Origin of the sequence: Shewanella sp. FJAT-52076, from assembly GCF_019457455.1 — a bacterium.
Lineage (GTDB): Bacteria > Pseudomonadota > Gammaproteobacteria > Enterobacterales > Shewanellaceae > Shewanella > Shewanella zhangzhouensis.
The window spans coordinates 3,804,151-3,816,323 of the sequence record NZ_CP080415.1 but is presented as its reverse complement, the minus strand read 5'-3'; the positions used below and the strand labels follow the sequence as shown (position 1 = coordinate 3,816,323).

At 56.4% G+C, this 12,173-nt stretch carries 11 protein-coding genes; 7 read left to right on the top strand and 4 right to left on the bottom strand.

All coding sequences use genetic code 11. The annotated features are described in order from the left end of the window. Positions 1-58 precede the first annotated feature (58 nt). From dapF to K0H79_RS16890, 5 genes are all read left to right on the top strand, one after another. A complete protein-coding gene (gene dapF, locus K0H79_RS16910; RefSeq protein WP_220065827.1) occupies positions 59-886 on the top strand; it encodes a diaminopimelate epimerase in 828 nt (275 codons plus the stop codon). Next, positions 883-1,518: a DUF484 family protein gene (locus K0H79_RS16905; RefSeq protein WP_220076584.1), complete on the top strand. Its 636-nt coding sequence runs from the start codon at positions 883-885 to the stop codon at positions 1,516-1,518. Before dapF ends, K0H79_RS16905 begins: the two co-directional genes overlap by 4 nt. Before the next feature lie 2 nt (positions 1,519-1,520). Further along, entirely contained in the window at positions 1,521-2,411 is an 891-nt protein-coding gene (gene xerC / locus K0H79_RS16900; RefSeq protein WP_220076583.1) for a tyrosine recombinase XerC, read from the top strand. Then, positions 2,411-3,127, top strand: a complete 717-nt coding sequence (locus K0H79_RS16895) for an HAD-IA family hydrolase (protein ID WP_220076582.1) — start codon at positions 2,411-2,413, stop codon at positions 3,125-3,127. Before xerC ends, K0H79_RS16895 begins: the two co-directional genes overlap by 1 nt. A 108-nt stretch (positions 3,128-3,235) precedes the next feature. Then, positions 3,236-3,823 carry a HupE/UreJ family protein gene (locus tag K0H79_RS16890; protein ID WP_220076581.1) on the top strand — a complete coding sequence of 196 codons (588 nt, stop codon included), beginning with the start codon at positions 3,236-3,238 and terminating at the stop codon, positions 3,821-3,823. 20 nt (positions 3,824-3,843) lie between these two features. Here the strand turns inward: K0H79_RS16890 and K0H79_RS16885 are convergent, their stop codons facing one another. The 4 genes from K0H79_RS16885 to K0H79_RS16870 all read right to left on the bottom strand — a co-directional run bounded on the left by K0H79_RS16885 (position 3,844) and on the right by K0H79_RS16870 (position 9,295). After that, the gene (locus K0H79_RS16885) at positions 3,844-4,335 is read right to left on the bottom strand and encodes a helix-turn-helix domain-containing protein (RefSeq protein WP_220076580.1); all 492 of its coding nucleotides are present in this window, start codon (positions 4,333-4,335) and stop codon (positions 3,844-3,846) included. 64 nt (positions 4,336-4,399) lie between these two features. Then, positions 4,400-5,689: a sigma-54 dependent transcriptional regulator gene (locus tag K0H79_RS16880; RefSeq protein ID WP_220076579.1), complete on the bottom strand. Its 1,290-nt coding sequence runs from the start codon at positions 5,687-5,689 to the stop codon at positions 4,400-4,402. Then, positions 5,673-8,036, bottom strand: coding sequence for an ATP-binding protein (locus tag K0H79_RS16875; protein ID WP_220076578.1), 2,364 nt, complete (start codon positions 8,034-8,036; stop codon positions 5,673-5,675). Before K0H79_RS16875 ends, K0H79_RS16880 begins: the two co-directional genes overlap by 17 nt. Then, positions 8,036-9,295, bottom strand: a complete 1,260-nt coding sequence (locus K0H79_RS16870) for an ABC transporter substrate-binding protein (protein WP_220076577.1) — start codon at positions 9,293-9,295, stop codon at positions 8,036-8,038. Before K0H79_RS16870 ends, K0H79_RS16875 begins: the two co-directional genes overlap by 1 nt. 259 nt (positions 9,296-9,554) lie before the next feature. On the opposite strand from K0H79_RS16870, the gene K0H79_RS16865 reads away from it, so the two are divergent. Together K0H79_RS16865 and K0H79_RS16860 are read left to right on the top strand one after the other, a co-directional pair. Further along, positions 9,555-10,892 carry an MFS transporter gene (locus K0H79_RS16865; RefSeq protein ID WP_220065818.1) on the top strand — a complete coding sequence of 446 codons (1,338 nt, stop codon included), beginning with the start codon at positions 9,555-9,557 and terminating at the stop codon, positions 10,890-10,892. A gap of 59 nt (positions 10,893-10,951) precedes the next feature. Then, entirely contained in the window at positions 10,952-11,974 is a 1,023-nt protein-coding gene (locus tag K0H79_RS16860; RefSeq protein WP_220076576.1) for a porin, read from the top strand. The last annotated feature ends 199 nt before the right edge of the window (positions 11,975-12,173 follow it).

Below are 12,173 nucleotides of genomic sequence, written 5' to 3'. Positions count from 1 at the left end.
GGGAAAGTACCCGATTTTTGGGCGCCGGAGCACTGGCCCGGCGCTAAGGAAGCATAGCTTGATCCACTTCACCAAGATGCATGGTCTGGGCAACGACTTTATGGTTGTCGACGGTGTGACCCAGAACGTGTTCTTTTCGCCGGAACAAATTCGTCGTCTGGCCGACCGCAATTTCGGTATCGGTTTCGATCAGCTTTTGCTGGTTGAGCCCCCCTACGATCCGGACCTGGACTTTCACTATCGCATCTTCAACGCCGATGGCAGCGAAGTAGAGCAATGTGGTAATGGTGCCCGCTGTTTTGCCCGTTTCGTGCGCAATAAAGGGCTGACCCAAAAGCATAAAATTAAAGTCAGTACCAGTGCGGGAAAGATGACGCTGCGCCTGGAGCGCGATGGTGGTGTGACCGTGAATATGGGCGTGCCCATACTCGACCCGGCACAAATCCCCTTTAAAGCCAAAAAATTTGAAAAAACCTATCTGTTGCAGGCGGCCCAACAAACCTTTTTGTGTGGTGCCGTCTCCATGGGCAATCCCCATGTGGTGCTTGACGTGGATGATATCACCCAGGCGCCAGTTGCAGACGTGGGCGCCCAGCTGACACGCCATGAACGTTTCCCCAAAGGGGTTAACGTCGGCTTTATGCAGGTGGTCGCCCCAGACCATATCAAGCTCAGGGTCTACGAGCGCGGTGCGGCCGAAACCCTTGCCTGTGGCAGTGGTGCCTGCGCTGCCGCCGTGGTGGGGCAGCTTCAGGGTAAGTTGGGTAGTCGTGTCCGGGTAGACTTACCCGGTGGCAGCCTGACCATCAACTGGGAAGGCGAGGGCAAACCCCTGTGGATGACAGGCCCGGCACAGCAGGTATACGACGGACAAATCCAGTTATGACAGATCCAAACCACAGGACAGAAGCGCCCTTTGATGAACAGATAATCCGCGAGTATCTGCTCGATAACCCTGACTTTTTTGGTCGTTATCCTGAGCTCTTGCTGGCGATGCGCATGTCCCACAACGAGCGAGGCACAGTATCGCTCCTTGAGCGTCGCCAGGAGATGCTCAGAAGCCGGGTGGCTCAGCTTGAGGAAGAAATCACGGCCCTGATGACCCAGGCCCGCAGAAACGAAAAAATCTTTCTTTTCAACAATGATTTGCAGTTCAAGTTGCTGGAAAGCGAAGACCTGGGGGATGTTCGCCAGACCTTGTCCCAGGCGCTGATGGGTGAGTTCGGCTTTACCCACGTCAGGCTTATCACTGTGCATGATGTGGACAGTGAACTGTCGGCCATCTGGAGTAACCGTCTTGCCCGTGGGCACTATTTCGGCCGTCTCACTGCCAGTGAGTCACGGCGTTTGTTTGGTTCTGAGGTGGGCTCAGTGGCACTGACCCGTCTGTCAGAACATTGTGGTCAGGTGGTATTTGCCATCGCCAGCCAGGATCCGGCCCATTTTCATCCCGAGATGGACAACTTGCTGCTGGATCAGCTGCGGCGGATTCTGGACCATCTGCTGCCAAGGTTGTAACCATGGCTGACCAAGCCGATTGGCTGGCACGTTTTACCCGTTATCTCGCCACCGAGCGGCAACTGTCGCCCATGACGGTACGTAATTATCGCTTTGAACTGGAGCGCGCCGATGCGCTGCTGGGGCAACGAAGCTGGCAGGAGTTGAGTCGCCAGGACCTCAGTGGTCTGATGGCGCGGCTGCATCGCCAGGGGTTGTCGCCGCGTTCCTTGTCGCTCACCGCGTCGGCGCTGAAGCAGTATGGGCATTTTTTATTGAAAGAAGGCCTGATAGACACCAACCCGGCCGCTACCCTGAGTGCGCCGAAACAGCCCAAAACCTTGCCGAAAAACCTCGACCCTGACTCGGTCAATCACCTGCTGGACATTCCCCCTGAAGATGGTCTTGCCCTGCGTGACAGAGCCATCATGGAGCTCTTTTACTCCTGTGGCCTGCGTCTGGCCGAACTCGCCGCTCTGGATATGAAGGACCTCGATCGCGAGAGCCGGGAAGTGCGGGTGATAGGTAAAGGCAGCAAGGAGCGGATTTTGCCTGTGGGCAGCGTGGCCCTGAGTGCCATTGCCGACTGGCTGAAGGTAAGGGCACAGATGCCTTGCCAGGACGATGCACTCTTTGTCTCTACCCGGGGCAGCAGGCTTTCCCATCGCAGCATTCAGGCGCGTATGGAAAAATGGGCGCAAATACAGGGGCTCAGCGTTGGGGTGCATCCACACAAACTCAGGCATTCCTTTGCGACACACATGCTGGAGTCCAGTGGCGATCTGCGGGCCGTGCAGGAATTGTTGGGGCACGCCAACCTCGCGACTACCCAAATCTACACCAGCCTCGATTTTCAGCATCTGGCCAAGGTGTACGATGGTGCTCACCCCAGAGCCCGTAAAAAGGGGGACTGATGCAGATATTCCGTCGTCTGAAGCCCATTGCCGCCATCAGTTTTGATCTGGACGATACCCTGTACGACAACCGGCCCGTGATCATGGCGGCGGAGCTTGCACAGCAGATGTATCTGGCCCGCCATTATCCTGTGACCAAAGCCTGGGGACGGGACGAATGGCGTCATCACAAGCTCAGGGTTTTGGCTCATCATCCCATGCTGGCCCACGACCCAACAGCACTGAGACTTCTGACCCTGCATTCAGGTCTGCTCTATTTCGGCTTGCCTGAAGCAGAAGCCACAATGGCCGCCCGCGCCGTTATGGATGAATTTATCAGGGCCCGTAGCCATTTTCGGGTACCAGAAAGCTCGTTGCAGCTGCTGGCAAAACTCGGGCAAAAATACCCGCTGATAGGGCTTACCAATGGCAATGTTGACCCGGTGCGTATAGGTCTGGGAGACCGGCTGGCGTTTGTGCTCGCCGCAGGCAGTGGTGTGCGTATGAAGCCTGTGGACGATTTGTTCCGGATGGGCTGCAATCGCCTTGGCATAGCGTCTGAGCAGCTGCTCCATGTAGGGGACAGCCACAGCGCCGACGTGGTGGGCGCACTCAAGGCCGGGTGCCAGGCGGTGCTGCTCAATCCTGCCCATGGGGGATTAGAACCCGGCCCCCTCGCTTCGCCATTGCCTCACCTGCAAATTCAGCGGCTCGACGCCTTGCTGGCACTGCTGTGACTCGCTGGGCATCCAAGCATCCAGATACAAATCCAATCTGAATTTATCATTTCCTTAACATCGCTGACCTGTTAGCCTATAACTTCCTCAAAGGAAAGGGGAAAGTATATGTTCAGGCCAAAAGTCATTTTTTCATTGGTAATTGTCATCTTAACCATGGTGGCATGGCCTGCTGCTGCCCAAGATATTTACGCCAACGAAGGATTTTTGTCTGGTGTGATCCATCCCTTCCTCGGTCTCGATCATCTGTTAACCATTTTTGCTGCCAGCCTCATAGGCATGCAGCTGGGCGGAAAGGCGCAGGTGTCTGTGCCACTTGCCTTTTTACTGTTTTTTATCTTTGGTGACATCATTGGTTTACTGCGGGTGCCCATGCCCTGGGTTGAGCCGGGCATAGCGCTGTCGGGGATCCTTTTGGGCTTGGCTTTGCTGATGGGGCGCGAAGTACCTTTATCCTTTGCCCAGGCCTTGGTGGGGATTTTTGCCCTGTTCCATGGTCACGCCCATGGCGCTGAAATTCCCATGGGGGCCAATCCCGTGTGGTACACCCTGGGGATCAGTATGGGTACGGTGGCGATTATGTTGTTTGGGGGCGCCGTAGCCTGGTATCTGAGCCTGATAGAAACGCCCAAACCCTTGCTGCGTGGGCTTGGAGGGATCATCACCTCCCTCGGGCTGTTGCTGTGGTTGTTTTAAGGCCGATTGTTTGTTGACGCCTATTGTTCCGGCGGGCACAGGCGGCGCTGCTTTTTCAGCAGTTGGCTGACCTGACGCCGACTGGCGCGCATATCCGACGAATCCACCCTGAAAAAGGTACCCGTGTAGGGATCCGGTCCGAGGAAGACGGGTTTTTGATGGGCTGTGGCCTCGGGCACATGCAGGCGAATAAGTTTTTTGCCTGCAAGTTCAATAATTTGAACGTCAGTCGGTGACAGCACATTACATGACACCCGGCGTGGGTCTTTCAGAATGCGCCAGATGTCCTCCAGCATGGGCAGTGGATTGGCTATGCCCTCGATAGTGAAGTCGCCCTGGGACTCCCGCACCCCCAAAATAATCTCGCCGCCAAGGGTGTTGGCGAAGGCGCTGTAGCTCTCCCACATGCCTTCAGGCAGCTGCCCCTGGCCATCGCGGCCCGCAGCGAGCTTAAATTCCACCTGTACCGACTCACGCAGATGCTGAATGTCATCGAGGGCAAATTGGGTCATGGGCTGTCCTTGAACTGCACTTTTCCCTGATATAACACGGGTTTTATCCAATGGCCAGTGACCCTCAGCTCCGTCCCGGCTTCACCGGCTTAAAACATTCCTTATCGAGACCGTACTTTTTCATCCTCAAATACAATTTCTTACGGGGCACGTTGAGGTAGTCTGCGGCCTCCGACACCCGGCCAGAGAACAGAAACAGCGCATCTTCTATCAGGCGCTTTTCATAGTCGTCCACCAGTTCATCCAATGGGCCTTTTACAGAGGGCGCCGCCGCAATTCGCTGCACATTGGCCAGTTTGACTATACCCACCGCATAGAGCTCGGCCACGTTGCGAAGCTCCCGCACGTTGCCCGGCCAGCTGTGCTGCTTGAGGTTGTCCAGGTAGCGATTTTCAACAGCGGGCATCTTACGGGACAGGCGGCGGCAGCTTTCTTTCAAAAAGGCCATAAACAGCGGCACTATATCGCTTGGTCGCTCGCACAGCGCTGGCAGCCGCAGCCTGACCTGGGAGAAATAATAAAAGCATTCGGGAGTGAGGGTTTGCTCCTGTACCAGGGTTTCGGGCTGACTTTCCAGAATGGCGATGGTGCGTACATCCTTGTTGCCCCTGCGTTCCTGATCCAGCAGAAAGCTTGCCAGCCAGCGCTGGCTGTCGGTGGGCAGATGCTCAAGCTCCCTCAGGATAAGGGTGCCGCCACGGCTCGCGTCCACCGCCTGTTGCAGTTTCTCCGGACTTTCCACCAGAGCGCATTCCAGCTGTTGCAGCGGGCCATCGCAACGTGGGCCGAGTTTATGCAGCAAGGCTGCCAGGGTATTGCGGCCAACCCCACGGGGGCCTTCCAGCATCACGTCTCTGTCGGTTAAGGCGAGTTGCCCCAGCTGTTCCCGCAGATCGTTGATTTGCGCGCTGCTACCAAGGAGTTGACCGGCCAGTGAGTCCTGAATGTTCTGCCGCTGGCCAATCAATTGATGGCGCTGGGTGGCGGCCTTTTTGACCAGGCCAAGAAAGGTCGGTGGGTCGAGGGGCTTTTCGATAAAGTCGGCGGCGCCCTGTTTTACGGCCTTCACCGCCAGTGGAATATCGGCGTGCCCTGTAATCATGATGACAGGGATCTGTGGGTCGATATGGTGCACGGCTGCCAGTAAATCCAGCCCATGCATGGCGGGCATATAGATGTCGCTCACGACCACACCGTCCCAGTCGCGACTTAATACTTCCAGTGCCTTCTGCGGTGAATTGGTTGCCCGCACCTGGTAGCCGGATAAGTTAAACAACTGGCGGCAGGCGTCCAGTACGTCTTCATCGTCGTCGATAAGCAGCAGATTAGGCTTGGGTTTAAGTAGATGGGACATTTGGAAACTCCAACAGCATCAGGGTATTGCCTTCCATAGTGCAGGCAAGACGGATATCGCCTTCCTGGCGCTCCATCAGGGTTCGGCAAATCGACAGCCCGAGGCCCAGCCCCACTTCTTTGGTGGTGACAAAAGGCGAAAACAGCTTTTGCAGCACGGCCTCGGGGAAACCCTGGCCACTGTCCTGCATCGCAATCAGGGTGCTGCCGGGCTGCGGCAGCTGTTCTATCAGGATGTATCTTTGCTCGCAGCTTGCAATGGCATCGAGAGCATTGACCAAGAGGTTAATCAGCACCTGTTCTATCTCCACCGGATCGCCAATCACACAGAGGTTGTTATCCAGGTGGCTCTCTACCCGCACGTTCTCACGTTTTATCCGGGGGGCGAGCAGCAGCAGGGCATTATCAGCTATGGTGCCCAGTGAAACGGCTTCCCTTACCCGGGTTTGCGGGCTCTTGCGGGCAAATTCCTTCAAGGCGCCCACAATACGGTGCATTCGCTGACTGAGCTGGCCGATGCGTTCAAGATTATCGGTAAGCAGGGAAGTATCGCCCTGCTCCGCGGCGATACGGCTGGTGTAAAGGAAGGTGGAAATGGCCGAAAGCGGCTGATTGAGCTCATGGGCCATGCTGGTCATGGCCTGGCCCAGCACCGCCATTTTGGCGGCCTGAATGAGTTCATCCTGGGCCCGCAGCAGGTCGTTCTGGGCCTGGGTGCGGCGCTCAACTTCCTGTTCAAGCTGCTGATTCTTGTCTTTCAGATCCCGGGTGCGCTCGGCAACCCGCTCAGACAGCTCGCGGGTATTCAGCTCCTGACGTGTCATGTCGGTGATGGTGATAATGGTCTTAAGCTCACCCGCCTGCTCATAGCGGCGAAAATCGAAGTGCCAGAAGGCCCGCTGATCATCGTCGCCCAGCTCCAGCAGGCAATGGCTCTGACCGAGCCCCTGTAAGCTACTGCCGGGGGCAAACTGATCTGCCAGTTGCTGGGCTGCCGCAGGGGGAAAGGCCTGCCACAGCAACGATTGCTCAGGTTCATTTCCCAGGGGTAACAGCTCTCTGGCAGTGGGATTGACCGATTCTATGGTGCCGTCCATCAGGCAGGTTATGAGACAGGCCTGGGTGTTGTTAATCAGGTTGAGTGCATTGGTTTTGTCCATCAGTTGCCGCTGGGCGCGAAACTGCAGCAACTGCTCGCCAAGGCGGCCAATTTCATCGCTGCCACGCACGCTAAGAGGGCTCGACAGGTCGTTGCTGCACACCTTGGCCAAATCCTCGCTGAGCAGATTCAGGCGCCCAATGAGGCGCCGTGAAATCAGGCCGGTCAGTACAAAGGTGCTCAGAATAAGTGCACCTGTGAGGATAAGCAGCAGCCAGGCTTTGCCCTGGCTTACCTGGCGGTTGGTGGCTTGCACCAATGACTCCAGATTGGTGTTGGCCTGGGCCACGGCGGTCACCACCTGGGCATGATAGGGCTGGATAAGCTCATTGATTTTGGGTTGCAGCGCTTTGATTTGGCGCTGATTTTCCACGTCTTCGCCAAGCAGCCGATGTAGGGCACCACCGGGTTTCACCAGCTCAACCAGTTCCTGCAATATCTGGCGGTGGCTCACAGTCGATGGATAGGCTGCAAGCTGGGTGGTGAGCAGTTTCAGCTCATCGATTTGAAAACCAATAAACGAGAAGGCGTGCTCCAGCTCCCTTTGATGGCGCTGGTTGATAATCTCGGCGCTGAGCTGATGAATTTCGTTTTCTTTCAGGGCGATATTTTGCAGTGCCGAAAATTCCTGCAGCACTGAATTGATGGTGTTGGCCGAGGTGCGGTTGCCAAGCTGGGCGCTTAGGTGCCAGGCCACCTCCTGCAGCAGCGGCGTCATTTCATCGGTTAAATCCTGATGCAGTCGCGCCAGCTGTTTTTGCTGCGACGAAAGATGCTGTGCCAGGGTGAGTTGATGGCGCAGCAGCTGATTCTGGTTATGGATTAATGTCTCAAGCTCGGCGAAACGGGCCTGTTGCAGTGCCCGCTCATCGTCGCTGTGCAGGTTAACAAGGTAAGCATTCTCAAGCTCACCCATGGCCTCGGATACCTGCCGCTCGAGGGTAAGCAGGGTGATTTCGTCCTCGGCGCCGGGCAGTTGTCCCAACAGCTGCAACAGCCTGTTGCTGGCGCGCTCAAGCTTGTAGGTGGCATTAATCGTGGGCACGCTTTCACTGATGATGCTGCTGACACGGGCACTGAGCCTATCCCACATCAGCAGGCTGGTGAGGCCGACCAACAGTGTCAGCCCCAGCATGGCCGAAAAGGCAATAAAGAGTCGCCTGCCCAGGGGCGAGTGGGACTTGGACATCAGGGGTACTCCAGGGTGCGAACCAGGGCCATGGCCTGCTCCAGTTGCTGTGCCACCTGCATGCGCCAATCCTGCATGGTGCGCTCCATTTGCGCCGAGGGTTGCTGCTCGTAGTCGGCGAACACCGCCTGCAAATCGGGGGACATGGCTTCTGCCTCGCTGATGGGCACCTGGCTTGCCAGGGTCATTGCCCGGTGCAGTACCTCATGGTTTTTCGGGGTGTCTTTCATGGCACCCTGGGCCTTGATAATGGCAAGCCAGGTGTAGCGAAGCTTGGGCAGCTGCTGGGCGATGGCCTGCTCAAACAACGCCTTAATCACGTTGTTGCGTAAAAACAGCTGCTGCTTTTCGATAACAAAGGCAGTGCTGTTGGCGAGCTTGTCATCGTTTAAGGGCGTTTTGGCAAATTCAGGCTCGGTGAGAATCGCCTGCCCCTCGGGTGACAGCAAAAAGCTTAAAAACTGCCGGGCTTTGGTGGCGTGTTCGGCCTTGGCAGTGAGGCCGCAGTAGGTGGGCAGAATCACGGTATCGGGTAAATAGCTAAAGCCCACATAATCAAAATGACTGCGGGCCACACTGGCGTAGTTATCTATCACGGGCCCTGCGCCCACCAGACCGCGGCTGATGGCATCGCTGACCCCGAAGCTGCGGGCAGACAGTGAGGCGAGATTGCCACCTATGCGCATCAAAAGTCCCCACCCTGCGCTCCACCCTTCTGATTGCAATATGTTTTCTACCATCATATGGGTGGTGCCGGAATGGCTGGGGGAACTCATCATCACATGGCCGTTAAACCCGGGCTGGGCCAGGTCCTGCCAGCTCCTGGGCTGAGGAAGCCCGTGTTTGTTCAGGTAGTCACGGTTGAACATCAGCCCAATGCCCGAGTAGGCCACCGGCAGCACATAGTCGGAAGCCGGCAGGCTGTGGCGTTTCAGCCAGGCAGGGGCTGCGGGCAGCTCCCCTAAGGGGGCCAACAGCCTTTGTTGATGCAGGGTTTGAAACAGCGTCGGCGAGGATGACACCACCAGATCGATGCGGGGTTGATTCTCGTCTGTCAGCAGCCGGATGGCAGGCAGGGTGCGTCGGTAAATCACCCGCACCTCGCACTGCTCTTTGGCAGAGAATTTGTCCACCAATCCTTTAAAGGGCAGCTCAGAGAAAGAGGTGAGGATCACCAGGCAATTGTCTTTCGCCTGGCCGGTATTCGGCCAGCCAAGCCAGAGCATCAAGAGTAGGGCGAGCAGGGATTTTTGTGTCATGGCTCAAAACTTTTTAATTAATTTTTAACGTTTTTTACAACCCGCTGAGTCGGTTATGACTCAAGGTTGGCCTATTTTCCAACAATCTGTCTTCAAGGGTGAGTGTAGCCATTCCAATTTTGACCCGGAAATTCTGCCTTTTGAGTTAATTCTGACTCAGTTTGCTGCTTTTGTGCCCGGTAATTGTGCCTGAAAAGATGCTGGCGAGTCGGGAGCCGGATCCCGGCGAACGAGCAACTTAAACGTGGGAGGAAGGCAGATGCTGGACTTTTTCAAAACGCGGCCGGATCAGCCCCTGATTGAAGGGACACCGGAAAAAATCCGCTCTATTTATAAGAAATATCAATGGCAGGTGTTCTTGGGACTGGTGCTGGGTTATGCCATGTTCTACGTCGCCCGCATGAGTTTGAACGTCGCAAAAAAACCTATGCTGGATGCCGGCATTGTGACCCTGGATGAACTGGGGATCATAGGCTCGGCATTCTTCTTAACCTATGCCGTGGGTAAGTTCTCCAACGGCTTCCTGTCGGACTATGCCAACATCGGCCGCTTTATGTCGGTGTCGCTGGGTCTGTCGGCCATCACCTGTTTGCTGATGGGGATGAACACCGCCACCTTCTTCTTCATCCTCTTGTGGGCGATGAATGGCTGGTTCCAGTCGGTGGGCAGTGCGCCTTCGTGCGTGTCGATATTCCAGTGGTTCTCGCCGAAACAGCGGGGCTCTGTGTACTCCATCTGGGGTGGCTCGCGCAACATCGGTGAAGGTATCACCTGGATCCTGACCGCCACCGTAGTGAGCTTCTTCGGCTGGAGAGCAGGCTTCGTTGGTGCCGGTATTGCCACCTTTGCCGCCGCCATCGCCATGTACTTTGTGCTCAAAGACAGACCGCAAACCTATGGTCTGCCAGAGCCAGCCGTGGCCTATGGCGAAGATGCCGAGATCAAAAAGAAGGTCGATCCCAAGGAAATCCGCCGCGCCCAGCTGTTTATCCTTAAGCAGCCTACCGTGTGGCTCATCGCCCTTGCCTGTGCGGCCATGTATATCTCCCGCTATGCCATGAGCTCCTGGGCCGTGTTGTACCTGCAGGAGTCCAAGGGCTACAGCCTGATTGATGCGGGCTTTGCCATGTCGGCTTACCCCATCGCCGGTTTCGCCGGGGCCATTCTGGCCGGGATCATTTCTGACAAGCTGTTTAACGCCAACCGCCATATCCCAACCCTGCTGTACGGTCTGGCCAACATTGCCGGTCTGTGCCTGATGTTCTGGGGCCCACAGAGCCGGGTAGTGGATGCCGTTGCCCTGGGTCTGATTGGTTACGCCATCGGTGGTCTGGTGGTGTTCCTGGCTGGTCTCACCGCCTGTGACCTGATGCCCAAGACAGCCGTTGGCGCGGTGAAAGGCTTTATCGGCCTGTGTTCCTACATCGCCGCCTCTGCCCAGGAAATCGTGTCTGCCTCGCTTATCAAAATTAACGAAGTAGACGGTGTGAAGCACTACGACTTTGCCACCGCCCAGTACTTCTGGCTGGCCGCCGCTGTGGTGTCCATGTTACTCGCCTTGAGCGTGTGGAATGCCAAGAAGGTAGTGGATTACTGATAACGGCCGGGCCACCTGCGGGTGGCCCGAAGCAAACCAATCGCGTAAGGAATTTCATTATGAACAAAGCACTTATTGCACTGGCACTGCTGGCTCCCGGCAGCGCCGCACTGGCCGCCGATGCAGACTTTTATGGCCGTATCAACCTGTCGGTAACCGACTCGGACCTCGGCGTGGCCGCCCAAAATGGCAAGGCTGGTACCGTGCTGGAAAACAACTCCTCCCGTATCGGGGTAAAAGGCAGCGAAGCCATAGGCGAAGGGCTGGAGGTGTTTTACAAGCTGGAGTTTGGGGTGGACAACTTTGATAACTCAGGCAAAACCTTCAAAGCCCGTAACACCTACATAGGGGTGAAAACCGACTTCGGTGCCCTGACCTTTGGCCGCAACGACAGCGTATTCAAAACCGCCGAAGGCAAGGTAGATATCTTCGGCACCAGCAACTCGGATATCGACCGGCTGTTGCCGGGGCAGGGCCGCTTTGGTGACAGCCTCACCTATCAGTCCCCCAAGTTGGCAGGGCTGGTACAGGTTAACGGCACTTATCTTTTGAGCGACAACTATGGCACCGATGAGGCGGCCTACGCGGTTTCGGCCACTGCCGGTGACGCTTCCCTCAAGAAGCAGCCCTGGTATCTGGCACTTGCTTACAACAGCGGTATCGACAATATCGATGCCAGCCGTGCTGTAACCCAGGTGAAGCTGGGCGAATGGGCGCTGGGCGGTATTTTCCAGCAGAGCGAGCATCAGGACCCAGCGTTTGCCGCCCTCGATGGCAACAGCTGGTTTGTGAACCTCGCCTGGGATCTGGGTAAGACCCGGCTCAAGCTGGAGTATGGCCAGGACGATGCCGGTCTTGGCAAGTATGTGTCGCGCTTTATCAAGTCGCAAACCGACGGCAAGCTCAGCGATGTCAGCGAGGTGGATTTGAGTCAGCTCAGCGTCGGCGCCAACTACAAGCTTGCCAAGAGCACCCAGCTCTATGGTCATTACACCCGCTTCGATGGCGACCTGCTGCTTGGCGGCGTGAATGTCTCCCTCGATGACGACCTTTTCACCCTGGGGGTTCGCTACGACTTTTAACCCCTGATTGTTTCCACTGTAACAGCTATCTCAAGCGGGCATTGGCTCGTGATTGCTCCTTCACCCTGGGCAATGGTCGTCGGGCGCCTCTTCACCGACGGCCACTTTTTAACTCGCTTTCTGTTTGGTCTGGGCTGATTTCAGGCCTCTGCCGTGACAAGCCCCGCCGCTTTGGTTAAGGTTGGCGAACTCTTCATAC

What these genes read in the sequence shown, in the direction of transcription:
- K0H79_RS16865 (WP_220065818.1), top strand. Translation starts at nt 9,555, where the DNA reads ATGCTGGACTTTTTCAAAACGCGGCCGGATCAGCCCCTGATTGAAGGG.
- K0H79_RS16905 (WP_220076584.1), top strand. Translation starts at nt 883, where the DNA reads ATGACAGATCCAAACCACAGGACAGAAGCGCCCTTTGATGAACAGATA.
- K0H79_RS16895 (WP_220076582.1), top strand. Translation starts at nt 2,411, where the DNA reads ATGCAGATATTCCGTCGTCTGAAGCCCATTGCCGCCATCAGTTTTGAT.
- K0H79_RS16885 (WP_220076580.1), bottom strand. Translation starts at nt 4,335, where the DNA reads ATGACCCAATTTGCCCTCGATGACATTCAGCATCTGCGTGAGTCGGTA.
- K0H79_RS16875 (WP_220076578.1), bottom strand. Translation starts at nt 8,036, where the DNA reads ATGTCCAAGTCCCACTCGCCCCTGGGCAGGCGACTCTTTATTGCCTTT.
- K0H79_RS16880 (WP_220076579.1), bottom strand. Translation starts at nt 5,689, where the DNA reads ATGTCCCATCTACTTAAACCCAAGCCTAATCTGCTGCTTATCGACGAC.
- K0H79_RS16860 (WP_220076576.1), top strand. Translation starts at nt 10,952, where the DNA reads ATGAACAAAGCACTTATTGCACTGGCACTGCTGGCTCCCGGCAGCGCC.
- K0H79_RS16890 (WP_220076581.1), top strand. Translation starts at nt 3,236, where the DNA reads ATGTTCAGGCCAAAAGTCATTTTTTCATTGGTAATTGTCATCTTAACC.
- xerC (WP_220076583.1), top strand. Translation starts at nt 1,521, where the DNA reads ATGGCTGACCAAGCCGATTGGCTGGCACGTTTTACCCGTTATCTCGCC.
- K0H79_RS16870 (WP_220076577.1), bottom strand. Translation starts at nt 9,295, where the DNA reads ATGACACAAAAATCCCTGCTCGCCCTACTCTTGATGCTCTGGCTTGGC.